At 69.6% G+C, this 26,163-nt stretch carries 20 protein-coding genes; 6 read left to right on the top strand and 14 right to left on the bottom strand.

The window, feature by feature from the left end:
• Nucleotides 1-3: 3 nt before the first annotated feature.
• Nucleotides 4-702: a dienelactone hydrolase family protein gene (locus FHS02_RS29900; RefSeq protein ID WP_137312193.1), complete on the bottom strand. Its 699-nt coding sequence runs from the start codon at nt 700-702 to the stop codon at nt 4-6.
• A 177-nt stretch (nt 703-879) separates the two neighbouring features.
• Between FHS02_RS29900 and FHS02_RS29895 the strand changes: the two genes are divergently transcribed.
• From FHS02_RS29895 to FHS02_RS29885, 3 genes are all read left to right on the top strand, one after another.
• The gene (locus FHS02_RS29895) at nt 880-2,004 is read left to right on the top strand and encodes a mannitol dehydrogenase family protein (protein ID WP_175424970.1); all 1,125 of its coding nucleotides are present in this window, start codon (nt 880-882) and stop codon (nt 2,002-2,004) included.
• Nucleotides 2,001-2,840, top strand: coding sequence for an amidohydrolase family protein (locus FHS02_RS29890; RefSeq protein WP_137312195.1), 840 nt, complete (start codon nt 2,001-2,003; stop codon nt 2,838-2,840). The genes FHS02_RS29895 and FHS02_RS29890 overlap by 4 nt, the downstream gene beginning before the upstream one ends.
• Before the next feature lie 177 nt (nt 2,841-3,017).
• Nucleotides 3,018-4,727 carry an amidohydrolase family protein gene (locus FHS02_RS29885; protein ID WP_137312196.1) on the top strand — a complete coding sequence of 570 codons (1,710 nt, stop codon included), beginning with the start codon at nt 3,018-3,020 and terminating at the stop codon, nt 4,725-4,727.
• Nucleotides 4,728-4,743: 16 nt separating this feature from the next.
• On the opposite strand, the gene cydX is transcribed toward FHS02_RS29885, so the two are convergent.
• The 5 genes from cydX to cydD are packed head-to-tail and all read right to left on the bottom strand — an operon-like array spanning nt 4,744 to nt 11,124.
• On the bottom strand, nt 4,744-4,905 hold the full coding sequence (cydX, locus tag FHS02_RS29880) for a cytochrome bd-I oxidase subunit CydX (protein ID WP_137312197.1): 162 nt from the start codon (nt 4,903-4,905) through the stop codon (nt 4,744-4,746).
• A 29-nt stretch (nt 4,906-4,934) separates the two neighbouring features.
• Nucleotides 4,935-6,092, bottom strand: a complete 1,158-nt coding sequence (cydB, locus tag FHS02_RS29875) for a cytochrome d ubiquinol oxidase subunit II (protein ID WP_137312198.1) — start codon at nt 6,090-6,092, stop codon at nt 4,935-4,937.
• Between the two features lie 4 nt (nt 6,093-6,096).
• A complete protein-coding gene (locus FHS02_RS29870) occupies nt 6,097-7,689 on the bottom strand; it encodes a cytochrome ubiquinol oxidase subunit I (protein ID WP_137312199.1) in 1,593 nt (530 codons plus the stop codon).
• A 52-nt stretch (nt 7,690-7,741) separates the two neighbouring features.
• Nucleotides 7,742-9,445 (bottom strand): thiol reductant ABC exporter subunit CydC, encoded by a 1,704-nt coding sequence (cydC, locus tag FHS02_RS29865; protein ID WP_137312200.1) that lies wholly within the window; start codon nt 9,443-9,445, stop codon nt 7,742-7,744.
• Nucleotides 9,442-11,124, bottom strand: a complete 1,683-nt coding sequence (cydD, locus tag FHS02_RS29860) for a thiol reductant ABC exporter subunit CydD (protein WP_137312201.1) — start codon at nt 11,122-11,124, stop codon at nt 9,442-9,444. Before cydD ends, cydC begins: the two co-directional genes overlap by 4 nt.
• A gap of 204 nt (nt 11,125-11,328) precedes the next feature.
• Here cydD and FHS02_RS29850 point away from each other — a divergent pair, with 204 nt between their 5' ends.
• Both FHS02_RS29850 and FHS02_RS29845 read left to right on the top strand, forming a co-directional pair.
• A complete protein-coding gene (locus FHS02_RS29850) occupies nt 11,329-11,880 on the top strand; it encodes a GbsR/MarR family transcriptional regulator (protein ID WP_229422474.1) in 552 nt (183 codons plus the stop codon).
• A gap of 64 nt (nt 11,881-11,944) precedes the next feature.
• Nucleotides 11,945-13,948 (top strand): PAS domain-containing sensor histidine kinase, encoded by a 2,004-nt coding sequence (locus tag FHS02_RS29845; RefSeq protein WP_137312202.1) that lies wholly within the window; start codon nt 11,945-11,947, stop codon nt 13,946-13,948.
• A 526-nt stretch (nt 13,949-14,474) separates the two neighbouring features.
• Here FHS02_RS29845 and FHS02_RS29840 read toward each other — a convergent pair.
• The 7 genes from FHS02_RS29840 to glf form a co-directional block, all read right to left on the bottom strand.
• Complete coding sequence (locus FHS02_RS29840; RefSeq protein WP_137317205.1) at nt 14,475-15,902, bottom strand: efflux transporter outer membrane subunit; 1,428 nt, start codon at nt 15,900-15,902, stop codon at nt 14,475-14,477.
• 33 nt (nt 15,903-15,935) lie between these two features.
• Entirely contained in the window at nt 15,936-16,868 is a 933-nt protein-coding gene (locus tag FHS02_RS29835) for an efflux RND transporter periplasmic adaptor subunit (RefSeq protein WP_137312203.1), read from the bottom strand.
• Nucleotides 16,858-17,067 carry a DUF1656 domain-containing protein gene (locus FHS02_RS29830; RefSeq protein ID WP_137312204.1) on the bottom strand — a complete coding sequence of 70 codons (210 nt, stop codon included), beginning with the start codon at nt 17,065-17,067 and terminating at the stop codon, nt 16,858-16,860. The genes FHS02_RS29835 and FHS02_RS29830 overlap by 11 nt, the downstream gene beginning before the upstream one ends.
• A gap of 5 nt (nt 17,068-17,072) precedes the next feature.
• The gene (locus tag FHS02_RS29825; protein ID WP_137312205.1) at nt 17,073-19,169 is read right to left on the bottom strand and encodes an FUSC family protein; all 2,097 of its coding nucleotides are present in this window, start codon (nt 19,167-19,169) and stop codon (nt 17,073-17,075) included.
• Between the two features lie 6 nt (nt 19,170-19,175).
• A complete protein-coding gene (locus tag FHS02_RS29820; RefSeq protein ID WP_137312206.1) occupies nt 19,176-19,625 on the bottom strand; it encodes a MarR family winged helix-turn-helix transcriptional regulator in 450 nt (149 codons plus the stop codon).
• Nucleotides 19,626-19,718: 93 nt separating this feature from the next.
• On the bottom strand, nt 19,719-21,806 hold the full coding sequence (locus FHS02_RS29815; RefSeq protein WP_137312207.1) for a DUF4132 domain-containing protein: 2,088 nt from the start codon (nt 21,804-21,806) through the stop codon (nt 19,719-19,721).
• A 206-nt stretch (nt 21,807-22,012) separates the two neighbouring features.
• Nucleotides 22,013-23,167: a UDP-galactopyranose mutase gene (gene glf / locus FHS02_RS29810; protein WP_137312208.1), complete on the bottom strand. Its 1,155-nt coding sequence runs from the start codon at nt 23,165-23,167 to the stop codon at nt 22,013-22,015.
• Between the two features lie 212 nt (nt 23,168-23,379).
• Between glf and FHS02_RS29805 the strand changes: the two genes are divergently transcribed.
• Nucleotides 23,380-24,825: a hydroxysqualene dehydroxylase gene (locus tag FHS02_RS29805; protein ID WP_175424677.1), complete on the top strand. Its 1,446-nt coding sequence runs from the start codon at nt 23,380-23,382 to the stop codon at nt 24,823-24,825.
• On the opposite strand, the gene FHS02_RS29800 is transcribed toward FHS02_RS29805, so the two are convergent.
• Entirely contained in the window at nt 24,809-25,903 is a 1,095-nt protein-coding gene (locus FHS02_RS29800; protein WP_137312210.1) for a calcium:cation antiporter, read from the bottom strand. The genes FHS02_RS29805 and FHS02_RS29800 overlap by 17 nt on opposite strands.
• Nucleotides 25,904-26,163 lie beyond the last annotated feature (260 nt).

Raw genomic sequence — 26,163 nt, 5'->3', positions numbered from 1 at the left:
CGGTCAGCGCAGCGTCTGCGCGAAAAAGCGGTCGGTACGGTCGTTGGCGAGCGTGGCGCTGGCCGCGTCGTAGTGGCTGCCGCCCGGGCGCGCGAACGCGTGGTTGCAGCCGGGGTAACTGTGTACGGTTGCGGAGGGCACGGCGGCCAGCGCGGCGCGTATGGCAAGCTGAGCGTCGCGGCCGATGTATTCGTCCTCTTCAGCCAGGTGATACAGCAGCGGCGCACGGATGCCGGCGGCGCGGTCGACGAAACGCTCGGTGCCGCCGCCGTAGTAGGCGGCAAACGCATCGCCATCGGTGCGCGCCGCCAGGAACGTCAGCAGCCCGCCCAGGCAGTAGCCGGTGACGCCCACCTTGCCGGAGCTGCCCGGCAGGGTGCGCGCCAGCGCGATGGCTGCCGCGATATCGTCCACGCCGCGGTCGAAGTCGTAGGCGTTGTACAGTGCGAATCCGCGCTCGGCGTGGGCCGGATCCGTTTCGGACATCGACAGATGGCGCTCGCTGCGCCAGAACAGGTCGGGACACAGCGCCAGGTAGCCCGCTTCGGCATAGTGCGCGGCGATGCTGCGGATGCCGGGGTTCACGCCGAAGATTTCCTGCAGCACGGCGATCACGGGGGCCGGCCCGGGCGCCGCGGGGCGCACCAGCAGGCAGTCGAACACGCCGTCCTGCACGGCGACCTGCACGGTTTCGCTATCCATTCGTTCTCCTTTCGTGTTGCGTTGGCCGGTAGGAAAAGCATAGGCGCGCAGCGGCGCGGCGGGCGTTAAAACTTGTGATGCCCGCAGCGGGACCGTGATTGAATGTCCAAAATATATACAGTACAATCGGGCGGCCCACATCACGGAACCACGCGACCGGAGACGCGCCCCATGCCCATCACGACCTCGATCCTGCAATTCGGTACCAGCCGCTTCCTGCAGGCGCATGTCGACCTGTTCGTCGACGAGGCACTGCGGCGTGGCGAGGCGCTGGGCCGCATCGCGGTGGTGCAGACCACCGGCAACCCGCAAAGCCTGCGCCGCATCGCCGCGCTGGCCGCGCCGGATGGCTACCCGGTGCGCATCCGCGGCCGCGCGGGCGGGCAGGTGATCGACGAGGAACGCCGGGTGACCGCGATCGCGGCCGGCTTCGATGCGGCGCGCGACTGGGCGGCGATCCGCGACCTGGTGGCCGGGACGGTGCAGGTGATCGTGTCGAACACGGGCGATCGCGGCTACGAGCCGGCCGGCGGCGATGGCCCGCACCTGCTCGATGGCGACGTGCCGCCGCGCGGGTTCCCGGCCAAGCTGCTGGTGCTGCTGCACTGGCGCTGGCGCCATGGCGGCGCACCCGTCACCCTCTACCCATGCGAACTGGTGGCCGGCAATGGCAGCGTGCTACGCGACACGGTGGCGAACCTGGCGCGCGCATGGCGGCTGGACGAGGACTTCATCGACTGGCTGCGCAGCCGCTGCCTCTGGATCGATTCGCTGGTGGACCGCATCGTCGCCGAAGCGATCGAACCGGCCGGCGCGGTGGCCGAGCCTTACGCGCTGTGGGTGGCCGAAGCGCAGCCGGGCATGGTGCTGCCATGCCGCCATCCCGGCTTTGTCGTGACGGACCGGCTGGCGCCGTACGAGCGGCGCAAGCTGTTCCTGCTCAATGCCGCGCACACCTTCCTGGCCGAGCTCTGGCTGGCCGGGGACGGCGCTGCCGATGAAACGGTGCGGCAGGCGATGGCCGATCCGGCGCGGCGGCGCGAGCTCGAAGCCCTGTGGGACGAGGAAATCCTGCCGGTCTTCGACGCGCTGGGCGAAGGAGCCGAGGCGCGCGCCTACGTGGACCAAGTGCGCGAGCGCTTCGGCAATCCGTTCCTCGCGCACCGGCTGGCCGACATCGCCCAGAACCATGCCGAGAAGAAGCGCCGCCGGCTGCTGCCGCTGGTTGCGCTGGCCAGCGAACTGGAGACGGGCCTGCCGCAACCCCGGCTGTATGCCGCGCTGCACGTGGAGGCCGCATGAGGATCGACGCCCACCAGCATTTCTGGCGCCTGGCGGCCCGCGGCGGCGGATGGCCGCCGCCGGAACTGGCCGCGATCCACCGGGATGTCGAGCCGGACGACCTGCAGCCGCTGCTGCGCGAACACGGCATCGACGCCACCGTGCTGGTGCAGTCGCTGCCCGACGAAGCCGATACGCGCTACATGCTCGGCCTGGCCGACCGCTATCCGTTCGTCGCCGCCGTGGTGGGCTGGACGGACCTGAAGGCGCCCGATGCGCCGCGGCGCATCGCCGCGCTGGCCGCGCACGGCCGGCTGCGCGGTTTGCGGCCGATGCTGCAGGGTCTCGACGATCCGCGCTGGATCGACGACCCTGCGCTCGGCGAGGCTGTGGAGGCCATGCTGCGCCATGGCCTCGCGTTCGACGCGCTGGTGCTGCCGCGCCACCTGCCGCCGCTGCTGGCCTTCGCCACGCGCCATCCGGAGCTGCCGATCGTCATCGACCACATCGCCAAGCCGGATATCGCGGCGGGCGACGCCGGCGCCACTGCCGGGTGGCGCGACGATATCGCCAGGCTGGCCGCGCTGCCGCAGGTGCACTGCAAGCTGTCCGGCCTCGTCACCGAGGCGGGGCGGGACTGGACGGTGGAGCGGCTGCGCCCCTGGGCGGCGCACGTGCTGGAGGCGTTCGGCGCGCACCGCGTGCTGTGGGGCAGCGACTGGCCTGTGCTCGACCTGGCGGCCGATTACGGCCGCTGGCTGGCGGCCAGCGAGGCGCTGCTGGCCCACCTGGACGAACCGTCGCGCCAGGCGATCTTTGGCGGCAACGCCGCACGGTTCTACCGCATCGGCTCGTAGAAGCGGTGCGTACCGAGCCGGGCTGGCGTATCACTGCTGCTCCTCCCGCTGATCCTTATTGCAACCGGATACCGACAATCCGACTACAATTCCACTGAACTTTCGCCGTGCATCCCGTGCCATCCTCGCCGGCATTCATTTGCCGATATCCGCCACCAATGGCGCAAGGGAGACACGATGATCCACTTCAATGACGTCCAGCTGCAGGACAATGCGCGGGACAGTGCGCAGGACAACATCACGCAGCTGGGTCGCAGGAAGATCCTGGCCGGCGATATCGTCACGATGGACGGCCGGCGCACGATCCACCGGCAGGGCCGCGTATGCATCGACGGGGCGGTGATCGTCGCGGTACTCGGCCAGGGCGAGCCGCTGCCGGCCGGCTTCGCGGGCGTCGCCGTCACCGCCACGGGCGGCACGATCTTCCCCGGCCTGATCGACCTGCACAACCACCTCACCTACAACATGCTGCCGCTGTGGCAGGTGCCGAAGCGCTACACCAACCGCAACCAGTGGCGCACGGAGGAGGCCAGCTATCAATCCGACGTGGCCCGGCCGGCCAGCCTGCTGGCCCGGCATCCGGACGCCGGCTACACGCGGGCGATCATCCGCTATGCGGAATGCCGCAGCCTGTTCGGCGGCGTGACCACGGCGCAGGGCATGTCGCTGTCGTCGTCGAACGGCACGCGCAAGCTGTTCGAGGGGCTGGTGCGCAACGTCGAACAGCCGCTCGAGCAGGACTGGCCCACGGCCGCCTGCCAGACGCTCGATTACCATCCCGACGAAATCGCCAGCAAGCTGGTGCCGGCACTGGCGACGGGCATGCCGTTCTTCTATCACCTGAGCGAGGGCACGGACCGCGTCGCGCGCCAGCGCTTCCGCGACCTGCTGCTGGACGACGGCAAGTGGGCCGTCGGCAAGTCGATGATCTGCATCCACTGCGTGGGATTGAAGTCGCGCGACTTCGACGTGATGGCGCGCACCGCCGGCATGGTCTGGTCGCCCACCAGCAACCTGCTGCTGTATGGCAGGACCGCCGATGTCGCCGCCGCGAAAAAACGCGGCGTGCCGATCGCGCTGGGCGCGGACTGGAGCCCCAGTGGCTGCAAGAACCTGCTCGGCGAGCTGAAAGTGGCGCGTGCCGTCAGCGCGAAACGGGGCGGCCTGTTCAGCCCGCGCGAACTGGTGGAGATGGTGACGTCGCAGCCGGCCGCGATGCTGGGCTGGGCCCGCCACGTCGGCACCATCGCCGCCGGCCTGCGCGCCGACCTGCTGGTCATCGAAGGAATCAACGCCGACCCGTACACCGCGCTGATCGACGCGGAAGAGACGGCGATCCGCGCCATCCTCATCGACGGGCGTATCCGCGTGGCCGAGGCAGGCGCGCTGACCGCCGCCGATCCGCTGACGAGCGAGTCGTGCACCATCGGCGGCAAGCAATATCACATCGACCTGGTTGAAAAGGGTGACGATGCGATGGGCGGCATGACGCTGGCCGAAGCGGTGGACAAGCTGGCCCATGGCCTGGCGAACCTGCCCAGGCTCGCCGAAGAGCAAGCGCCTCCCGCCGGGCTGATGGCGCGGGGCGCGGGCATGGCGGCGCGTGAGGAATGGCGGCTGGAACTGGACATGGAAGACGGGGAACACGGCCATGGACATGGCCATGCGCACGAACATGCGCACGGCCATGGTCGCGCCAGGGCGGCGGCGTTTGCCGCGCCGGGCGGGAAAGTCGCGCCCCGTGCCGCGGCCGAGGCGCCGGTGCGGCCGATGGCGCTCGATCCGCTCACCGCCGTCGACGACGAGGATTTCATCGAACGGCTGCTGGGCAATCCGAACCTGCCGGGCTATGTGCGCAAGAGCCTGCGCAGCGGCGCGCCGTCGTAGCCCGATGTTGTTGCGCTCAGGCGCGCAGGCGCGCCGGTTCGTCGTCCTCCAGCGGCGCGGGAGACGGGGAGGGAGCGGGGCGCCGCTGCGCATCGTCGACCAGTTCGAACCACATCGCGTTCAGTACCGCGAACGCGGCGGCGAGGGGCAGGCCCAGGAGCCAGGCGAAATACCACATGATGTTTCCTTTCTAGTGTCGATATCGATTCAATAGGCGTGCTGCTTGCCGCCGCTGATGCCTGCCGCGTCGACCTTGCCCCACATGACCTTGTAGACCCAGCTGGTGTACGACACGATGAGCGGCAGGAAGATCGCCGAGCCGACCAGCATGATGAACAGCGTCAGGTGGCTGGACGACGAATCCCACACGGTCAGGCTGGCCGCCGGCTGGAGGGAGGACGGCAGGATGAACGGGAACATCGAGGCGCCCACGCTCAGCACGATGCCGGCCACGGACAGGCCGGAACACAGCACGGCCGCGCCTTCCCGGCGCCGCGCCAGGGCCAGCATCGCCAGCAGCGCGCCGGCAAAGCCGGCCGCCGGCGCGGCGATGGTCCACGGATGCGCCGCATAGTTGGCGAACCAGGCACCGCCGGCGCCCGCCTGCACGGTCTTGAACAGCGGGTTCGACGCGCCGGCGGTGACCACCTCGCTGGTGATCCGGTAGCCGTCGATGAAGCTCCACAGCGCCGCGCCGGCCGCCGCGTACAGCACGACGGTCGCCACGGCCGCGCCGATACCCCAGGCGCGCGCGCGGGCCGCGACCGCGCCATCGGTCTTCAGCACCAGCCAGCCGGCGCCGTGCATCACCAGCATCGCCACCGACACCAGGCCGCACAGCAGCGCGAACGGATTCAGCAGGCCGAAGAAGCTGCCTTCATAGTAGATCTGCATGTCCGGCGCCAGGCGGAAAGGGACGCCCTGCAGCACATTGCCCATGGCCACGCCGAAGATCAGCGCGGGCACCAGGCCGCCGGCGAACAGCGCCCAGTCCCACGCGGCGCGCCAGCGCGGTTCGTCGCGCTTGCTGCGGTACTTGAAGCCGACCGGGCGCAGGATCAGCGCCAGCAGCACGGCCGCCATCGCCAGGTAGAAGCCGGAGAAGGACACCGCGTACAGCTGCGGCCAGGCGGCGAAGATGGCGCCGCCGCCCAGCACCAGCCAGACCTGGTTGCCTTCCCACACGGGGCCGATGGTGTTGATGACGACGCGGCGTTCCAGGTCGGTCCTGGCCACGAAGGGCAGCAGGGCGCCGGTGCCGAGGTCGAAGCCGTCCGTCACGGCGAAGGCGACCAGCAGCACGCCCAGCAGGATCCACCAGGTGAAGCGCAGCGTGTCGTAGTCGAGCAGGGTATGAAGAATCATGTTGTCACTCCGTAGTCATCAATGCGGCGGCGTGGGGAACGGCCGCCGGTTTCGCGGGAACGGGCGCCAGTTCGGCGTCCGGGCCCTTGCGGATCGCTTTCAGCATCAGCTTCATCTCGATCACGAGCAGGATCGTGTACAGCACCACGAAGCCGATCAGCGTGCCCAGCACGGTGCCGATGCCGAGGTTCGACACCGCCACCGCCGTCGGCAGCACGCCTTCGATGGCCCACGGCTGGCGGCCCAGTTCGGCGACGATCCATCCCGCTTCGGCGGCGACGAACGGCAGCGGGATCGACAGCACGGCCAGCTTCAGCAGCCACGGGTACGCATCGAGCCTGCGGCGCGCCGACAGCACGAAGAACGTGGCGGTCAGCGCGATGAAGTAGATGCCCAGCGCAACCATGATGCGGAACGACCAGAACAGCGGGGCGACGCGCGGTACCGTATCGTTGGCGGCCTGCCGGATCTGCGCGTCGGTGGCCTGGCGCGGATCGTCGACGTAGCGCTTCAGCAGCAGCGCGTAGCCGAGTACCGCGCCGTGTTCCTCGAAGCGGGCCTGCAGCGCGGCCGGTACCGTGGCATTGCCGCCCAGCGCGCGGATCTGTTCCAGCGCGTCGTAGGCCTGGATGCCTTCGCGGATGCGCGTCTCGGCAACGCCCACCAGTTCGTGGATGCCGGGGATCTCGGTATCGAGCGAGCGGGTGCCGATCAGGCCCATCACGAACGGGATGTGGATCGCGTAGTGGGTCTCGCGGGCCTCCTGGTCGGGGAAGCCGAACGCGGTGAACGGCGCCGGCGCCTTTTCGGTATGCCACATGGCTTCGATCGCGGCCAGCTTCATCTTCTGGTGTTCGGTCGACAGGTAGCCGCTTTCGTCGCCCAGCACGACCACCGACAGCGACGCGGCCAGGCCGAACGAGGCCGCCACCGTCAGCGAGCGCTTCGCCAGGTCGACATGGCGGCCCTTCAGCAGGTACCAGGCGGACACGCCCAGCACGAACAGCGCGGCGACGACATAGCCGGCCGACACCGTGTGCACGAACTTGGCCTGCGCCACCGGGTTCGTGATCACGGCGAAGAAGTCGGTCACTTCCATGCGCATGGTCTGCGGATTGAGCGCGGCGCCGACCGGATTCTGCATCCAGCCGTTGGCGATCAGGATCCACAGCGCCGAGAAATTGGTGCCGATCGCCGTCAGCCATGTCACGACCAGGTGCTGGGTTTTCGTCAGCCTGTCCCAGCCAAAGAAGAACAGGCCGACGAACGTGGCTTCCAGGAAGAAGGCCATCAGGCCTTCCATCGCCAGCGGCGCGCCGAACACGTCGCCCACGTAGTGGCTGTAGTAGCTCCAGTTCATGCCGAACTGGAATTCCATCACGAGACCGGTCGACACGCCGATCGCGAAGTTAATCCCGAACAGCACGCCCCAGAACTTCGTCATCTGCCGCCAGATCGGGCGGCCAGTCATCACATACACGGTTTCCATGATGGCCAGCAGCATCGACAGGCCCAGTGTCAGCGGGACGAACAGGAAGTGGTACAGCGCCGTCAGCGCAAACTGCAGTCGGGAGAGCCCGACAACGTCGAGTTCCATGGTGAATCCTTTCTAGTATCAACAAACAAGTAACAGCGATCAAAAATCCGGTTCAGTCGGGACGCAGCGCCGATAGCGCCGCGTCGAATTCGTTCGTGCCGCGCCGCACGTCGGCGACGAGGCGGCCGCCGCGCATCACCAGCAGGCGGTCGGCCAGTGCCGCTTCGCGCCGCAGGTGCGTGGCGACCAGCACCGTGCGGCCGGCCGCGTGCCGGGCCAGGCGCGCCAGGACGTCGGCGGCCGTGGCGCCATCGAGCGCCTCGGTCGGCTCGTCGAGCAGCCAGAAGGCGGCATCGCGCAGCAGCAGCCGGGCCAGCGCCAGCCGGCGCGACTGGCCGCCGGACAGGCCCAGCCCGCCTTCGCCCAGCGGCGTGTCGAGGCCGCGGGCGAAGCGGCGCACGTCCTGTTCCAGCCCGGCGGCGCGCAGTGCTTCCCACAACCGCTCGTCGCCGGCCTGGGGCGCTGCCAGCAGCAGGTTGTCGCGCAGGGTGTCCTGGAACAGTTCCGTGCGCTGCGTCAGCCAGGTGCACGGCAATGCGCGCACAGTGCCGGACTGCGGCGCCAGTTCGCCCGCGGCCAGCGCCAGCAGCGTGGACTTGCCGGCGCCGCTGGCGCCGACCACGGCGACCCGTTCGCCGGCGGCGATGCGCAGGCTGGCGTCGCGCAACGCGGCGCATTCGCGGCCTGAGTGTTGGACCGTGACATCTTGCAGCGTCAATGCGTCGCCGCTGGCCGCGCCGGCGCTGAGCTGCTGTGCGCACGGGACGCCCTGCGCACGCAGGCGCGGGGCGATGCGCCGTGCCGCCAGCCAGCTGCGGCCCGCCTCGATGGCACCGCGCCGCAGCGCGGCGAACGGTTCCAGCGCCGCCAGCGCGACCAGCAGGGCCAGCGCGGCGCCAGGCGCGCCCACTGCGCCGTGCCGGGCCAGTGCCCCGGCCGCGAGCAGCACGCCGGCTACGGTCACATGGCCCGCCGCGGCGTACGTCCAGCCGGCGCGGGTCTCCAGGCGGTGCAGCGCGTCGTCGGCGCGGGCCAGTTGCAGGTCGCGGTAATACAGTTGGTCGCATTGCGCCGGCAGCCTCCCGGCCATGGCCAGGTCGGCCTGGCCGGCGACCAGGTCGATCGCCCCGGCGCGCAGGCGTTCCAGCGCGCGGGCCCGGCGCAGTGCCGCCGGCCGGGCCCGGCGTGCCACGACCACGGCGGTGCCGGTGCCGGCCACGACCAGCCAGGCGCAGACCGCCGCGCCCAGCCGCCAGTCGATGGCGCCCAGCACCAGGCCGGCCAGCAGTGCCGCGCCGCCCGCGGCCAGTGCCGGTACCAGCAGGCGCAGGTAGACCGATTCCAGGGCATCGATGTCGCTCGTCAGGCGGAACAGCAGGCGCGACGGCCGGCGCAGCAGGGCGCGCGCGGCATCCGGCCCGGCCCAGCCGCGGAACAGGCGTTCGCGCAGCGCGGCCAGCACGGCCAGCGTTGCATCATGCGTGACCAGCCGTTCGGCGTAGCGGCCGAACGTGCGGCCCAGCGCCAGCAGGCGGATCGCGGCGCTCGGCACGAACACGTTGAACAGCGCGCCGGCACCGGCCAGCGCGGTGGCGGTGATGAACCAGCCCGACGTGCCCAGCAGCGCAATCCCGGCCAGCACCACCACCGTGGCGAGGAACGCGCCCAGCGCCAGCCGGCGGCCGCCATGCCGGGCGAACAGCGCGAGCACCCGCGCCACATCGCTGTCCACGAGCTGTGTGCGTAAGGGCTTCATGCTGCCTCCCGCATGCCGCGCAGCGCGCCGATGTCGATCACGCGGCCGATGCGGCGGGCCAGCGCCAGGTCGTGGGTGGCGACGACCAGCGTGCGGCCTTCGGCCAGCCGGAGCAGCGCGTCGACCACGCCGGCCGCGGTGTCGCGGTCGAGGTGGGCGGTGGGTTCGTCCGCCAGCAGCAGGCCGGCCTGCGGCAGTACGGCGGCGCGGGCCAGGGCCAGCCGTACCAGCTCGCCGCCGGACAGGCCGGTACCGCCTTCGCCCAGGCTGTCGTCCGGCGTGGCGTGCTGCACGTGGCCCAGGCCGGCGCGGTCGATGGCGGCGCTGACGCCGGCCGTGGTCACGCCGGGGCGTTCCAAAGAGACGTTGCCGCGCACCGTGCCGGCAAAGACGTGCGGTTTCTGGCCGATCCACGCCATGCGTGCGCGCAGGCCAGCCGCGCTGTCCCCGTCCAGCGCCACGCCGCCGATGCGCACGGTGCCGGCCGCGGCGGGCACCAGGCCGGCGACCAGCGACAGCAGCGCCGTCTTGCCGCTGCCGCTTGGGCCGACGAGGGCGACGTGTTCGCCGGCGCCGATGTGCAGCGCTGCGCCGGCGAACAGCGGCGCCTCCCCGGCATGCGCGAAGTGCAGGTCGTCGACGTCGACCGCCACGGCGCCGGCCGGTGCCGCCACGGGAGCGGCCAGCGCACCCGGCAGCGGCATGCTGTCGCCATGCAGTGCGTCGAGCGCCGCCAGCGCCGCCTCGCCGGCCGCCTTGTCGTGCCAGACCGCGGCTAGTTCGCGCAGCGGTTCGAAGAATGCGGGCGCCAGCAGCAGGATGAACAGGCCCTGTTCGAGCGTCAGCCGGTGGCCCCAGCTGCCCGGATCGATCTGTCCCAGCAGGTGGAAGCCGATATAGACGGCCACCAGCGCAACGCCCAGCGCGGAGAACAGTTCCAGCGCGGTCGAGGAAAGGAAGGCGATGCGCAGCACCCGCATCGTCCCGGCGCGCACCGCTTCGGCGGTCGCGCGCAGCCGCGTGGCCGTGGCATCGACGGCGCCGAGCGCGCGCAGCGTCGACAGGCCGCGCAGCCGGTCGAGCAGGAAGCCGTTCATCCCGCCCGCCAGTTGCAGCTGCGCGGCGCTGGCATCCCTGGCGCGCCAGCCGATGACGGCCATGAACAGCGGGATCAGCGGCGCGGCGCCGGCGAGGATCAGCGCCGCCGCCCAGGATTGCGTGGCGACCACCAGCGCGATCGCCGGCAGTACCAGCATCGCGCGCCAGCGCGCTGGCTGGTAGCGCACCAGCCAGGGCAGCACGGCTTCGGCCTGCTCGGCCAGCACGCTGGCGGCCGCGCCGGAAGGCAGGCGGCCGCGGTCCAGGGGGGAACGGCCGGCCAGCGCCCGGGCGGCGGCCGCGCGCAGCACCGTGACGCGCTCGCGCGATGCGGTGTACAGCCGGCGCGCAGCCCAGGCCTCCGCGCTGGCACGGGCCAGGCCCAGCAAAAGGTAAGCGATGGCGGCGCTGGCCAGCGTGGCCAGGCCGGCGCCGTCGGCGAGCCCTTGCACCGCCCAGGCGAGCAGCGCGGCCTGAGGGATCCACAGCAGTGGCGCCGCGCCGATCGCCAGTGCGGCGCGCAGGCTCCCGGCGGCGGGGGGCGGGCGCCGGGCTGTCACTGGATTGGGGGAAATGCGCATGGTGTCGGTCACGTCTGGTGTTTTGGGTTTACCAAATCTTTTGAACTTTCAGGAATTATTGAAAGTATGCCTGAAAATTTTATTGCTGTCAGGAAGCCCGAGTGGCGCGGTCGGATATTGCTGGACTGATAACGAAGTGAAAGCCGGGGCCATGTCGGTGCCGTGAGATAATCGGATTTCCTGAAACTTCGAAAAGTGCACAACGTGACGCCACTTGTCCAAACCTTTGTCAGCCACTTCGGCGAGATGGGCAGCCGCTGGGGCATCAACCGCACGGTGGGGCAGATCTACGCGCTGCTGTTCGTCACCGAGCGGCCGATGCATGCCGACGATATCGGCGAAAAGCTCGGCATCTCCCGTTCCAACGTCAGCATCGGCCTGAAGGAACTGCAGGCCTGGGGCCTGGTGCGCCAGAGCCGCCTGCCGGGCGACCGGCGCGAATACTTCACGTCGCTGGGCGATGTGTGGGAAATCTTCCGCGTGGTGGCGGCCGAACGGCGCCGCCGCGAAGTGCTGCCCACGCTGTCGGTACTGCGCGAATCGCTGCTGGTGAAGGCCGGCACGCCGGACGATGCCTTTGCCCAGCAGCGCATGCGCGAGATGCATGAACTGGTCGACATGGCCAATACATGGTTCGACGACATGCAGCGGCTGTCGCCAGAATCGATGGCCCAGCTGATGAAGATGGGCAGCCGGGTGCAGAAGCTGCTGTCGGCCAAGGACCGCCTGCTCGGCGCCGCCGCGAAGGACGAGTGAGCCCCGCGGTCCGGTGAACGAATAGTCCAGTAGAATCGGGCCTTCCTCTCTACCGGCTACTTTCGTGACAGACCATGACCAGCTTCTCGCCTTCACCCTCAACGGTGGCGCCACCGGCGCGCGCATGCGCGCGCGCGACTGGTCCGGCCATCCGCTGGGGCCGCTGCATGGCTGGCCGTCGGCGCTGCGCACCACGCTGGGCATCGTGCTCGGCTCGTCGTTCCCCACCTTCGTGACCTGGGGCGAAGCGAACTACCTTTTCCACAACGATGCCTACCTGCCGATGCTCGGCAAGAGGGCGGACGGCACGCTGGGCCAGCCCTACGAGGAAGTCTGGAGCGAGGTGTGGTCCGACCTGGGGCCCTACGTGGCGCGGGTGATGGCCGGCGAATCGTTCTTCTTCGAAAACTACGCGACCACGCTGTACCGCAACGGCGCGCCGGAACAGACCTGGTTCACGTTCTCGTTCAGCCCAGTGCGCGACGAGGCCGGCATCGTGCGCGGCCTGATGTGCACGGTGATCGAGGTCACCGACAGGTTGCTGGCGCTGGCCCGGCACAAGGAGGCCGAAGAGCGGCTGGCGCTGTCGCTGGAGGCGTCCGGCAATATCGGCACCTGGTCGGTCGACGTGGAGACGGGGACCACCCACGTCGACGAACGTTTCGCGCGCCTGTTCCAGGTCGATGCCGCGCTTGCGCGTGCCGGCACGGCGCTGGTGCGCTTCACCGACATGATCCATGCCGACGACCGCCCTGGCGTGCTGGCAGCGATCGACGAAGCGATCGCCAACGGCACGCTGTACGACATCGAATACCGGATCCCGCAACGGTCCGGGCTCGACGTGTGGGTCAACGCGCGCGGCAAGCTCTTCGCCAGTCCGCAAACGGGCAAGGTCAGCTTCGCCGGCATCGCCATTGACGTCACCGATCGCAAGGTGGCCGAACAGCGCCGCATCGACAGCGAGCGCAAGGCGGCGGACAGCGAAACGCGCTTCCGGCTGATGGCCGACGACATTCCGCAGATCGTCTGGGCGGCAAACGGCGCCGGCGTCAACGACTATATCAATACGCGCTGGTTCGAATACACCGGCGAGCCGCCGCCGCGCCGGCCCGACTGGGACTGGCGGCCGCAGATCCATCCCGACGACTTGCCGCTGCTGGAGGACGCGTGGCGCGTCAGCCTGGCCACCGGCCGCCGCTTCGAGATCGAGCACCGTCTGCGGCACCATTCCGGCCAGTTCCGCTGGGTACTGAACCGCGCCGTGCCGTCGACCGACGCGGTCGGCCCGGAGACCCGCTGGCTGGGCACGCTGACCGACATCCACGACAAGAAGTCCGGCGAAGAGGAACTGCGCACGCAATCGCGGCGCAAGGACGAGTTCCTGGCCATGCTGGCGCACGAACTGCGCAATCCGCTGGCGCCGATCAGCACGGCCGCGCACATGCTGGCGCTGGGCCGGCTCGATCCGCCGAGCGCGCAGAAGACCAGCGAGGTGATCGTGCGGCAGGTGCGGCACATGACGAGCCTGGTCGACGACCTGCTCGACGTGTCGCGCGTCACGCGCGGCCTGATCGAACTGGAACTTGAAACGGTCGACCTGCCATCGGTGCTGGCCAGCGCGATCGAGCAGGTCAGGCCGCTGGTCGATGCGCGCGGCCATGCGCTCGCGGTGGAGGCGCACGGCCCGCTGCCAAGGGTCCACGGCGACCGCGTGCGCCTCGTGCAGATCGTGACGAACCTGCTGAACAACGCGGCAAAGTACACGCCGCCGGGCGGCCGGATCGCCGTGTCGGTCGCCGTCGCGGCGGACAGCGTGGCGATCGCCGTGCGCGACAATGGCGTCGGTATCGCCGCCGACGTGCTGCCCCACGTGTTCGAACTGTTTACGCAGGCAGAGCGCACGCCGGACCGTTCGCAGGGCGGCCTGGGCATCGGCCTGGCACTGGTGCAGAGCCTTGTGCAGCTACATGGTGGCACGGTCTCGGCCCGCAGCGCGGGGCTGGGGCAGGGCTGCACGTTTACGGTCACGCTGCCGGTCGCCGGCGCAGGCGCGCCGGCCGGCATGTGACCGGTTCATGACAAGATATCGTTTTTCGTGATGATTGGTATGGCCAATATAAATTGGCCTGACCGGGTGGCAGGTGGCATGATGCACCTGTCTCCTCCAATTTCCCAAGAATTGGAATTTTGCCGGCCTCAGGGTCGGCATTTTTTTTGCCTGCAACATGGGAAAAGGCACGAGAAAAGGCACGGCGAAAGCAGGCCAAAAGCAGGGGGAACGCTTCCACAGGGATGACTGCAAATGCGTATGGTTCGCATTTCCCGAACCAACGTTCATATTAGTTCGGCTTATATATTCGGCCCGGACGTTCTACACTTGGCCTGGCGATACAGCTCGCACAGTGTTTCGACAGCGCCTGCCCCATGGCGCGCTTCCCTTCGCGGTGGTCCGGTTTCCCGGCCGCCGCTTTTTTTTGGGCGCTGCTGTGAACGACCCTGAAACACTGCGCGAACCGCATTTTCGCCTGCTTTTGCGAAGTACGCCAGTCCCGCTCGGCAGTAAAGGCGTCCGCCATCCCGCAAGGCGGGTGCGTTCAGCCGCCCGGCTGTTCCCAGCCGCCGCCCAAGGCGAGGAAAAGCGCCACCTGGTCGGCGGCCACCTGCGCATCGGAGGCGGCCAGCGCGCTGTCGCCGGCGGCCAGCGTGCGGTCGGCGTCCAGTACCGGCAGGAAGTCGATCTTGCCGGCCTCGTACAGCCGGTGCGACTGGCTGGCGGCCAGCGCGCTCTGCTCGCGGGCTGCGCGCAGCGCGGCATTGCGATCGAGCTCGCGGGCATACACCGTCATCGCCGTTTCCGTTTCGCGCAGCGCGTTCAGCACCAGGCCGTCGAAGCGCGCCAGCGCGGCCGCCGTGGCGCCTTCCGCTTCGGCCACGCGGGCGTGGCCGGCGTTGGTCGGCAGCGTCCACGAAATCAGCGGGCCCACGCTCCAGCGCAACGCATTGCCGGCGCCGAAGCGCTCCAGTGCGCCGCTGCTGCCGGCGGAAAGGCCGAGGCTCACGCTGGGATACAGTTCGCTGACGGCCACGCCGATGCGCGCGGTGGCGCCAGCCAGGCTGCGTTCGGCACCACGGATGTCGGGCCGGCGGCGCAGCAGGGCGGCGCCATCGCCCACGGGCACCGGCTGTGCCAGCCGCGGCGCGGCAGTGCAGGCAATTTCGCTGTCCGCCATCTCGGCGGGTGCACGGCCTGTCAGCGCGGCGAGCCGGAACTGGGCGGTACGGGTTTGCGCCAGCAGCGGCGGAATCGCCGCACGCAACTGCTCCAGCTGGGCGCGGGCGCGGGCATCGTCGAGCGCCGTACCGCGGCCGGCACGGATGCGCCGCGCGGTCAGTTCCACGAAGCGCTGCTGCAGGTCGACGGACTGGCGCGCCACGTCGAGCTGGTGGCGCGCGCCGCAGGCATCGACGTAGGCACGCGCGGTATCGGCGGCCACGGTCACGCGGGCCAGGTCCAGCGCCGCCTCGGCCGCTTCGCGGTCCGCGCCGGCCGCCTCGACGCCGCGGCGGATCTTGCCGAACAAATCGAGCTGGTACGAGACGCTGATGCCGGCGTCATGGCTGTAGCCGTCCGCCAGCGCATCCGGCAAGCCCTTCGCCGCCGCCGATGCGCGGCCATAGGCCGGTGCGGCGGAGGCGCCGACCACGGGATCGGCGGCGCCCGCCACTTCCTGCACAATGGCGCGGGCGCGCGCCAGGTTGGCCGCCGCCACGCGCAGGTCGGTATTGGCGGCGAACGCCTTGCCGACCAGTGCGTCGAGCGCCGGATCGCGGTACAGCCGCCACCAGTGGGGCGGCAGCGGTTCGCTGCGAAACACGGGTTCGCCCGCGCTGGCGAACGGCGCGGCCGCGGCAGGGCGCTGTATCGCCGCTTCCGCGGGTACCTTGTAGTCGGGCCCCACGGTGCCGCAGGCCGCCAGCACGGCCAGCGACGCAAACAGTGGCAAATGCCGCGAAATACGCATCAGCTTATGCATCTGGTTGTGCATCAGTCCTCCTCAGGAATGCGTGGCGCGCGCCGGGGTTATGCGGCGTTCGGCGACGGCGTCAGGGGCGCGGACATCGACCGTGACGGTCTGGCCCGCGACGAGGCGGATGCCGGCCGGCAGCGCGTCGAGCTTGACGCGCACCGGAATGCGCTGCGCCAGCCGCACCCAGTTGAACGTGGGGTTGACGTTCGACAGCAGGTTGGCCGACGTGCTGCGGTCGCGGTCCGCGATGCCGCCGGCGAAGCTCTCGACGCGGCCGCGCAGCACCTGCGAGGCGCCCATCGGCGTTACCAGCACCGGGGCGCCGATGCCGATCGCGCCCAGCTTGGTTTCCTCGAAATAGCCTTCCACATAGAACGAATCGCGGTCGACCAGCGCCATCACCGCATGGCCCGCCGTCACATAGGCGCCGGCCCGCAGGTCCAGGTTGGTGACGGTGCCGTTGACGGTGGAGACGACGCGGGTGCGCTCAAGATTCAGTTTCGCCACGTCGCGGCTGACGAATGCCTGGGCCAGCGCGGCGCGCAGTTCCTCGACCCGGCTCGAGGACTGCTCGCGCACTTCCTGCGCCACCAGGTCGGACAGTTCGGCATTGCGGCGCGCGTCCCTGCCGGCCTGGGCAAGGGCCACGCGCTGCGCCTGCACGGCCGCCTCGGCCTGCCGCAAGGCCAGCGCGAAGCGCGCGGTGTCGATCTCGAACAGCACGTCGCCGGCCTTGACCTGCTGGTTGTCGTGCACCAGCACGCGCGTGACCTGCCCGGTGACGTCCGGCGCCACCTGTACGACGTCGGCCTTGACGCGGCCGTCGCGCGTCCAGGGCTCCACCTCGTAGTGCTGCCACAGGCGCCAGCCGAGGAAGGCGGCGGCCGCCAGCGCGGCCATCGTGACGAGAAAGCGCGCCAGGGCCAGCGCGGAGGATTTAACGGTCGATTCAGTAGCCATAGCGGTTCACCAGCAGGGAGAAGCTGCCCAGCAGGATGCCGAACAGCGCGAAGTCGAACAGGGCGGGATGCCATACCAGCCGGTAGAAGCCCAGCCGCAGCAGCAGCTTGCCGAGCACGCGGGTACAGGCCAGCGCGGCCAGCGCCAGCAGGAGAAGGGTGGGCACGTACAGGCCGTGCAGGCTGATTTCAGCGCTCATCGGGATCATCGGGACGTGGTTGATGGATCGGAAAACGGTTGATAGGACGCCGCGTGCGGGAACAGGTCGCGGCGCATGCTGGCCAGCGCGGCCGCCGCCGTGGCCTGCTCTTTGCCATCGCCCTGGCCGCCGGCCGACCGGCAGACGGCGCGCAGCGTCGCATCGAGCTGCGCCAGCAGGCCGTGAGCGGCGGAGGATCCGGAGCCGGTCCGTGCCGCGGAAGCACCCGCGAAATGCGCGGCCAGCTGCTGCAGCAGGGCGGCCAGCGGCACGCCGCGCGGTTCGAGCTGCGGCGCCAGGCCGCGCAGCTGGGCGATGTGCAGGCCCACGCGCAGTTCGCGGATATTTTCCAGCGCGGCGGCGCGTACCTCCGGCGCCGCTTTCGCCAGCGCCAGCCGGGGCATCAGCAGCGCCACCCGGTCGACCACGCGGGCGGAAACTTCCAGCAGCGCCGGCGCGCGCGGTGCGCGGGCCAGCTGTACCAGTTCGGCGCGGGCGCGTTTCAACATGCGGCGCGCCATCCACGGCGCATCCACGGTGCGGATGGTGCGGGTGACCAGCGCCGCGGCGATGTAGCCGGCCAGCTGCGCCAGCAGGCCGTTGGCGAACGATGCCATGTCCAGCTGGTTGGTGTCCTGCAGGGCCAGCGTGCTGGCGATGCCGATCACGAACGTGAGCGCGTTGCCGTAGGTGGCGGGGCGCGCCATGTACACGCCGAGCAGCAGGAACACCGGCGCCAGCGTCAGCACCAGCATTTCGTAGCTGTGCACGGCCGGCAGCACGACGAGGATGTAGAACGCCGAGACCGGCACCGACCACAGCGTGTACTTGACGAAGCCGGTGATGGCGGGAACCGGATCGTCCATCGTCGCGAAGAAGCAGCAGGCCACGCCGGCCAGCATCGGCGCAGCGGCGCCGGCCGGCCAGCCGGTCAGGATCCAGAACGCGCAGCAGGCCAGGATGGCGATCGCCGCCGCCAGCGCCGAGCGCAGCGCCATGCCGTGGTCGCGGTGCAGGACCGACGGCGTCAGGTGCGGCGGAGCGGACGGCGGCTCGCCATGCATCACGGCGTCGATGCTGTCGCGCAGTTCCAGGCTCTCCTGGCACGCCCTGACCAGCGCCGCGAGCCGCTGCGCCAGGTTCACCTGGAGGATGGTGCGCCATGCGGCATCGGGCGCCAGCGGCGGGGCCAGCGCATCGAGCCGCGCGCGCAGCGCCGCAGCGCGTGCCGGGTCGGCGGCCCGGCCTTCGCCGATCCACTGCGCCACGTCATCGAGCATCGCCTGCCATGCCGGCTCCACCGGCCCGTCCTCCGCCAGCGCCTGCAGGCGGTCCTCGACGGCCAGCAAGAGCGGCACCATCACGGCCAGCCGGTCGTGCAGCGCGTGCACCATCGCGCCGGTCCAGCGCAGGTGCGAGGTGTCGAACGGCAGGTGGGTGGACATGATGCGCATGTCGCTGATCTCGGCGGCGAGGGCCAGGCGCACGTGGGTGTCGCGAGTGGCGGGACCATGCTGGCCGCCGGCGCCAGGTTGCACCGAATGCACCGCTTCCAGCATCCAGCGCCGCGCGTCGCCGATCGCGCGGTCCAGGCGGCCCAGCAGCGCCGGGCCGACGCCCTGCGGGAACACCAGCGAGTGGACCAGCGTGGCCGACAGGATGCCGATACCGATCTCCTCGACGCGGGCAATCGCCGTATCGAACACGGAGGCCGGATCGGCCACCGCCGGAAAACCGATCAGGCCGGCCGTATAGCCGGCCAGCATGAAGATATAGGAACGGGGTGTGCGGTCGAGCAGCGACACGTACAGGCATGCCGCCACCCAGCACGCCAGCGCCAGCGACAGCAGTTCCGGCGCATTGGCCAGGTTCGGCACCAGCGCCACCGTGGCCGCCGAGCCGGCCAGCGTGCCGCACACCCGGAAAATCGCCTTCGAACGCACCGCGCCGGCCAGCGGACTGGCCACGATGTAGGCCGTCATCATGGCCCAGAACGGGCGGGGCAGGCCGGCCGCCATCGACACGTACAGCGCCAGCATCGACGCGGCAAAACACTTTGCCGAGAACAGCAGCTCGCGCGGCTGCGGGTATGCCGGCAACATCGCCGCTCAGCCTTTCGCGCGGGCGGCCAGCGCCGCATCCAGCCGCGTCAGTACGCGCACGCAGGCTTCGATGTCGGCCTGCGGCAGGTCGCCGAACAGTTCGCGCCGGAACGGCAGCAGCAATTCTTCCAGCTGGGCCGCGCAGTGGCGGCCTTCGGCGGTCAGATGCAGCGTTTTCGCGCGCCGGTCGGCCGGATCGTCCTGCCGCGTCACGAGGCCGGCCGCGACCAGCTGGTCGACGATGCGCACCAGCGACGGCGGCTCGACGCCGAGCGCCTCGGCCACCGTGCCCGGCCGCACGCCATCGCCGAGGCGGGCGATCATCACGACCGGCCAGCCGCTGGCATGGGACAGCGAGAAATTGCCGGCCACCCGGTCCGCCGCCGCCTTGTACGCCCGCGCCGCATGGATCAGCGTGTGGGTAAGGGACATCAGGGTCTTGTCGAGGTCGGTCATGGCGGCGTTTTAGCTTAGGATGCGAAAGTTTAGCATCCTAAGTAAAAAGGCGCAAATGCCGGCGTGACGGCCGGGGGGGGCGGTCCGCGGAGCTTAGCGGTTGCCGGCGCCGTCCAGCAGTGCGCCCACGCTGTGCACCACCCGCTCCAGCAGCGCTTCGTCGTAGGGCAGCCATGGAACCGCGCCCAGCCGTTTCGAGGCCGGTTTCAGCGCCAGCTCGACCGGTGCGCCGCCACGCAATACCCGGCCGGTGCGCAGGCTGATTTTCGTGTCGCCAACGTGCACATGGAATCCTTCCAGCGACACGGTACCGGCCGCGATCTGTGCCGCCAGTACGCGTTCCAGCACCTGCCGCCGCGTGCCGTCGATGCCGGCCTGGTCGCGCAGAAGGAACAGGCGGTCGGTACGCGCCTGCCAGGACGATTGCCCGTCGTCCGTCTCCAGGGCGATGGCCGAGACGGAGACCAGCAGGTCGACGGCGCGGCATGCTTCGGAATATGCGCGCGGCGGCACGTCGCGCGGCGCCACCTGCTGCGCGCCACGCCAGAATCCGATCGGCCCGCTGGCGACGATACCGCTGAAGCCCGGATACAACCGGCCCACGTCGAAAACTGCCCGGATGTCGCCGAACTGGCGCGCCATGCCGTCGAATTCCAGGCGCCAGCCGTCGCGCCCGGCCAGGCCGATCAGGCGCCGGCCATCCAGTTCATAGCCGCAAAACGCTGCGCTGCGCTCGCCGTCGGGCGCCGCCGCATAATGTTCCCGAAAGGCCTGCCGCAGCGCCTGGCGCAGCTGGCGCCGCAGCAGGCGCGCGCGCCACGCGCTGCGCTCCGGCTCATCCGCTTCCACCGGGTGCCACAACACGATGCCGGCGTCGCCGGCGATCGCCACGGGCGTGCCTTGCGCATCCACCGGCTGGTCGTTCTCGTCCAGCATGAAGGACCCGGCGGCGCGCCAGACCAGTGTCCGCGCAAAGTCGGCCGCCGCCCCGGAGCCGAGCAACCGCTCGCGCCACTCGTGGTAGGGAAGCGAGATGGGGCGGCTGAAGCATGCCTCCAGCAGGGCGGCCAGCATGGCGCGCTGCTGCTTTGGTTCCAGCCCGGCCAGGCGCAGCGCCACTTCGGGCCTGGTCGCCAGCCGGCGTTCGGCAGGCTTCAGGTTGCGCGCCAGCTTTTTTTCCAGCCCCGCATGGCGCACCGCCTTCAGGGCCGTGCGCAGGGCGGCCACGCCTTCGGGCGTCGGCACCGCCTCCGTTACGTAGCCCAGTGCGATCGTCAACGACTGCGAAGGGGCGCTGCGGGCGGCCGTGGGGGCCACGCAGGCAAGCGGCAGCAGGCGGCCGATGACGGCGCGGTACCAGGGCTCGTCGCCCAGCGCCCCCACCCGTGCCGCCAGGGCCAGTACGTGGCCATCGTCCGAATCGTAGAAGTCGGCCTTGTACGGTATCTCGCCGGCATGCATCCGTTCCAGTACCTGCGCTGCTTCCTCCAGCGCCGCGCGCGCGAACGCCGCGTAGTGCGGGTCGCCAAGCATGGCTTCCGACGGGTGGGGCTGCCCTTCCTCGTCGCCGCCGCGGACCCAGAACGCGCCGCCGCCGGCCAGCGCCATCAGCGCCGCCGGTGCCGCCCTGGCGAGTACCTCCAGCTCGCGGGCCGGCAATCCATTACCGTAGTGTTCCCGGATGCTGTCCAGCAGGCGGGCCGCCAGGCGGCGCGCGCCGGCCACCCGGGCCATCGCCAGGATGCCGTAGCGCCGGTAATGCCAGTGCTCGACGGCCGGCAACAGCAGCGCCAGCTGCGCTTCCAGCATGGCCGCTTCGTCCGCGGAAGCGGGCACGGCGGCAAGATGGCCGACCTGTGCGACGAGCCAGTCGAAATCGTCGAAATAGGTGCCCGGCGTGGTCCGGTCCTTTGGCGGCAGTGCGCGCAGCGTGGCGATCAGCAGGGCGGCGTCGAGGCGCGGCGCCAGCCCCAGCTTGCGTGCCTGGGCCAGTACATCGTGCGCCAGCTGGAAGCGGGCCGGATCGCCGTCCCGGGCTCGCGCCGCCGGCTGCAGCAGTGGCCAGAGCTTGCCCAGCTCGTCCGGCGCCAGCCCTTCGATGTCGACCGGCGGGCCGGTGAAGCGTTCGTGGTCGGGAAAGGGGCCGGCAAGGCGGGCATGCAGTTCGGCGAAGGTAGTCATCGGCGGTCCGGTCGGGTGGACCCGTGATTGTGACGGATGCAGGCCGCGTACATTCTCGCCGATTGTCACGACGCTATTGTTTCGGTTGTTTCTATTGTTTCAGCGGATGCAGGAAGAATCGGGCGCCCAAAGCAAAGCGGCGGCAAGCCCCGTGAAGAGGCCTGCCACCGCCGTTTGCCGGTGCGGCGTGACTGTCAGTCCTGCGGTCAGCCCAGCGGATTGATGACGAACGCCGGCATCTGCGCCTTGTCGGCCGCGGATTCGAGGAACTTGTCGGCCGTGCGCAGCGCCTCGTCGATCGTCACGTCCATGTCGAGGTAGCGGTAGGTGCCGAGGCGGCCGATGAAGGTCACGTTCGGTTCGTCGTTCGCCAGCCGCACGTATTTTTCCAGCTGCACCTTGTCGCGCGCCAGGCGGATCGGGTAGTACGGCGTGTCCTTCTCTTCGCACTGCCGGCTGTACTCGAAGTAGCAGACGGTGCCTTCGTGCTGTTCCCACGGCGAGAAGTGCTTGTGCTCGGTGATGCGCGTGTAGCGCTGCGCATTGTCGCAGTAGTTGATCACCGCATTGCCCTGGTAGTCGCCCTGGTCGCGATGCACTTCGAAGTCCAGCGTGCGGTACGGCAGGCGGCCTTCGCGGTGGCCGAACCACGCGTCGATCGGGCCGCTGTAGAACACGTGGCTGTAGTCGCCTTTCTGTTCCGGGCTGAACGCGGTGTTCAGGTGCACGGTAATGCCCGGCACGTCGAGGATCTTTTCGACGATGGCGGTGTAGCCGTCCTTCGGCATGCCCTGGTACTTGTGGCTGAAATAGTTGTCGTCGTAGTTGAAGCGCACCGGCAGCCGCTTCAGGATGCTGGCGGGCAGTTCGGTCGGCTGCAGGCCCCACTGCTTCACGGTGTACGTCTTGAAGAACGCTTCATACAGTTCGCGGCCGACGAAGCGCAGCGCCTGGTCTTCGAAGGTGACCGGGTTCTCGATCGACTTGTCGCCCAGCGAGGCAAGGAATTCCTGCGCCTCGGCCGGCCGGAACGTCTTGTTGAAGAACTGGTTGATCGTCAGCAGGTTGATCGGCAGCGTGAACACGCGGTTGTTCGTGATCGCCTTCACGCGGTTCACGTACGGCATGAACTGGGAAAACTCGTTGACGAATTTCCATACCCGCTCGTTATCGGTGTGGAAGATGTGCGGGCCATAGACATGGACCAGCACATTGGTTTCTGCATCGCGCTCGGAATGGCAGTTGCCCGCGATATGGGATCGTGATTCGAACACTTCGACTTGGTAGCCCGCTTTTGCGAGCTGGTGCGCGATTACCGCGCCGGAGAAGCCTGCCCCGACAATAGCTACGTTCTTTGTCATCACGCTCACTTGGATTTTTAGGTTGATCTGCAATGCCGCTTGTGGCTCCGGATGCCGGGCGACGTGGCAAGATTACCATGTAAAAAAAACAAGCGTTGCACGGTTAACGTGGCGAATCGCGCGTGCGCGACATCGGCGCTTGCGTTCGCCGCCGCACATTGCCCGCCGCGGCGGTCGCCTATCATCGGCCCGTTCGGAAAACGGGAGAGCTGGTGGCTGAAGACGTACTGATCATCGGTGGCGGCCTGGCCGGCCTGGCGTGCGGCGTGGCGCTGGCCGACCGCGGCCTGCGCTGCCGCGTGTTCGAGGCCGGCGAACGGCTGGGCGGGCGCGCCGCCAGCTGGCGCGACGAGGTCACCGGCGACACGGTCGACATCGGCCCGCACATCTTCCATTCCGAATACCACAACATGCTGGCATTCCTGCGGCGCCTCGGCACTGCGCAGCTGATCACCTGGCAGCCGCGCAAGGTGCTGGCGCTGGCCAGCAAGCCGCGCCCGGTGCACCTGCGGCACGCGCCGCTGCCGCCTCCGCTGAGCCTGGTGCCGAGCGCGTTGCCGGCACCCGGCCTGACGATGCTCGACAACCTGTCGATGGCGCGCCTGGCCTGGAGCGGCATCACCTTCCACGAAGCGGACGTGGCCCGGCTCGACGGCATCAGCGCCGAGCAGTTCCTGCGCGACAAGGGTGTCAGCGAGCGGATGATCGACTGGTGGTGGCGGTTCGCCGCGATGGTGGTGACCAACCTGCCGCTTGAGCGCTGTTCGGCCGCGTCACTGCTGCGCATCCACGCGCTGTTGAGCAATTACCGCGGCCTGCACTTCGGCTTCGGCGCCGTCGGCCTGGCCGAGCTGTACGCCACCCAGGCCACGCAGGCCATCGTGGCGGCGGGCGGCGCGGTGTCGGTGGACGCGCCGGTGGCCGGCTTCGTCGGCGGCGAGCGCGTCGAAGGCATCGTGCTGGCGGACGGCACGCGCATCGCCGGCGACGTCGTCAGCGCGCTGCCGCCCACCGCGCTGAAGACCATCGTGCCGCCCGCATGGCGTGCGATGGCGCCATTCCGCCAGCTGGACGCCTTCGAGCCGAGCCCGTATGTATGCGTCTACCTGTGGTTCGACCGCCAGTTCCGCGTCGAGCGTTTCTGGTCGCACCTGTATTCGGCCGGGCGGCTCAATTACGATTTCTACGATTTGCGCCAGATCCGCGCCGGCTGGCAGGGCAGGGCCACGGTGGTCTGCTCGAACATCATCTACAGCCACCGCGCCCATCGCCTGAGCGACGACGACATCGTGCAGGCCACGCTGCGCGAACTGGTCGAGGGGGCGCCGGAAGCGGCGCACGCGCGCCTGGTGCATGCGCGCGTGCACCGCGTGCCGATGGCGATCCCGTGCCCGGTGACGGGATTCGAAACGGCGCGGCCGGCGCCGGAAAGCCCGGTCCCGGGCCTGGTGCTGGCCGGCGACTGGGTGCAGACGCACCTGCCGTGCACGATGGAGAGCGCGGTGAAATCGGGCTTCATGGCGGCCGAGCGCGTGCTGGCACGGCGCGGGATGGCCGCGCAGCTGGCGATCGCCTCGCGGCCGTTCGACGGCCTGACGTGGCTGGTCCGCAAGCTGGCCGGCGTGCCCGCCGGCCCGGAGCTCACGGCACGATCGTGATGAACAGGTAGACCGCGAAGATCACCACGTGGACCATGCCCTGCATGATCGTGGTGCGGCCGTTGCCCAGCGAGATCGTGGCCACGATGATCGACAGCAGCAGCAGCACGGTGGACTTGACGTCGATGCCCAGCGACAGGGTCCAGCCGTTGGCCAGCGACACGATCGCCACCGCCGGAATCGTCAGGCCGATGCTGGCCAGGGCCGAACCGAGCGCCAGGTTCAGGCTCGTTTGCAGCCGGTTCGCGCGCGCCGCCTGGTACGCGGCGATTCCCTCGGGCAGCAGCACGACGGCCGCGATGATGATGCCGACCAGCGCCTTCGGCGCGCCCAGTGCCAGCACGGCCGCTTCCAGCGGCGGCGACAGCGACTTGGCCAGCAGCACCACGCTGCCCAGGCATGCCAGCAGCAGGGCGCTGCTCCACCACATGACCTTCGCGGACGGCGGCGGCGCGTGCACCGCTTCGTCCGCGGTGGCGACTTCGGGCAGGAAGTAGTCGCGGTGCCGCACGGTCTGCACCAGCACGAAGGTGCCGTACAGGACCAGCGAGATCACGGCGATGAAGATCAGCTGGCTGCCGCTGTAGTACGGGCCCGGCGTAGTGGTCGTGTAGTTCGGCAGCACCATCGTCAGCACGGCGATCGCCGACAGCGTGGCCAGCGCGGCGGACACGCCGGTCTGGGTAAAGCGCTGTTCGCCATGGCGCCGCGCGCCGGCCAGCAGGCAGATGCCGACCATGCCGTTCAGGATCAGCATCACCGCGGCGTACACGGTGTCGCGCGCCAGGCCGGTGGTCGATTCGCCGCCGGCGATCATCAGCGACACGATCAGCGCGACCTCGATCGAGGTGACGGCCACCGCCAGCACCAGCGTACCGTACGGTTCGCCGATCCGGTGCGCCACCACTTCGGCATGGAACACGGCCGCCAGCACGCCGGCGAACAGGCCGGCAGCGAGCAGGGCGATATAGGCCCCGCCCAGCATCTGGTCGACACCGGCAGCCTTGCCGGCCAGCAGCAGCCAGGCGGCGACGGGCGCGGCGATCGTCCACGCGGGCAGGGAACTGGATATTTTCATGGCATTCCGCTCTCTTGTTCATTGACGTCGGCGGCCCGCCTCGGCAAAGCAAGGCAGGCACGGGCGCAGTGTACACGCTCGAGCGAGGAGATCTTTACGTGCCTTTTCCTTTGGCGTGGTTCAGCTCGCCGACGCGGTGCCGACGATGACGTCGCAAACAAAGGGAGGGCGACAGGCGAACGGGGGGCGGAGCAGCGGCAGGTCGGCAGGACCGGGGCCGCCGGGCAACGTGGTCGATACCTGCGCTTGACGAGGAGCGC

The sequence above is a fragment of the Pseudoduganella umbonata genome (assembly GCF_014192225.1).
In the GTDB taxonomy this organism is placed as follows: Bacteria; Pseudomonadota; Gammaproteobacteria; order Burkholderiales; family Burkholderiaceae_D; genus Rugamonas; species Rugamonas umbonata.
Note: the sequence above shows the minus strand (reverse complement) of the source record. Positions and strands in the feature narration are given on the sequence as shown.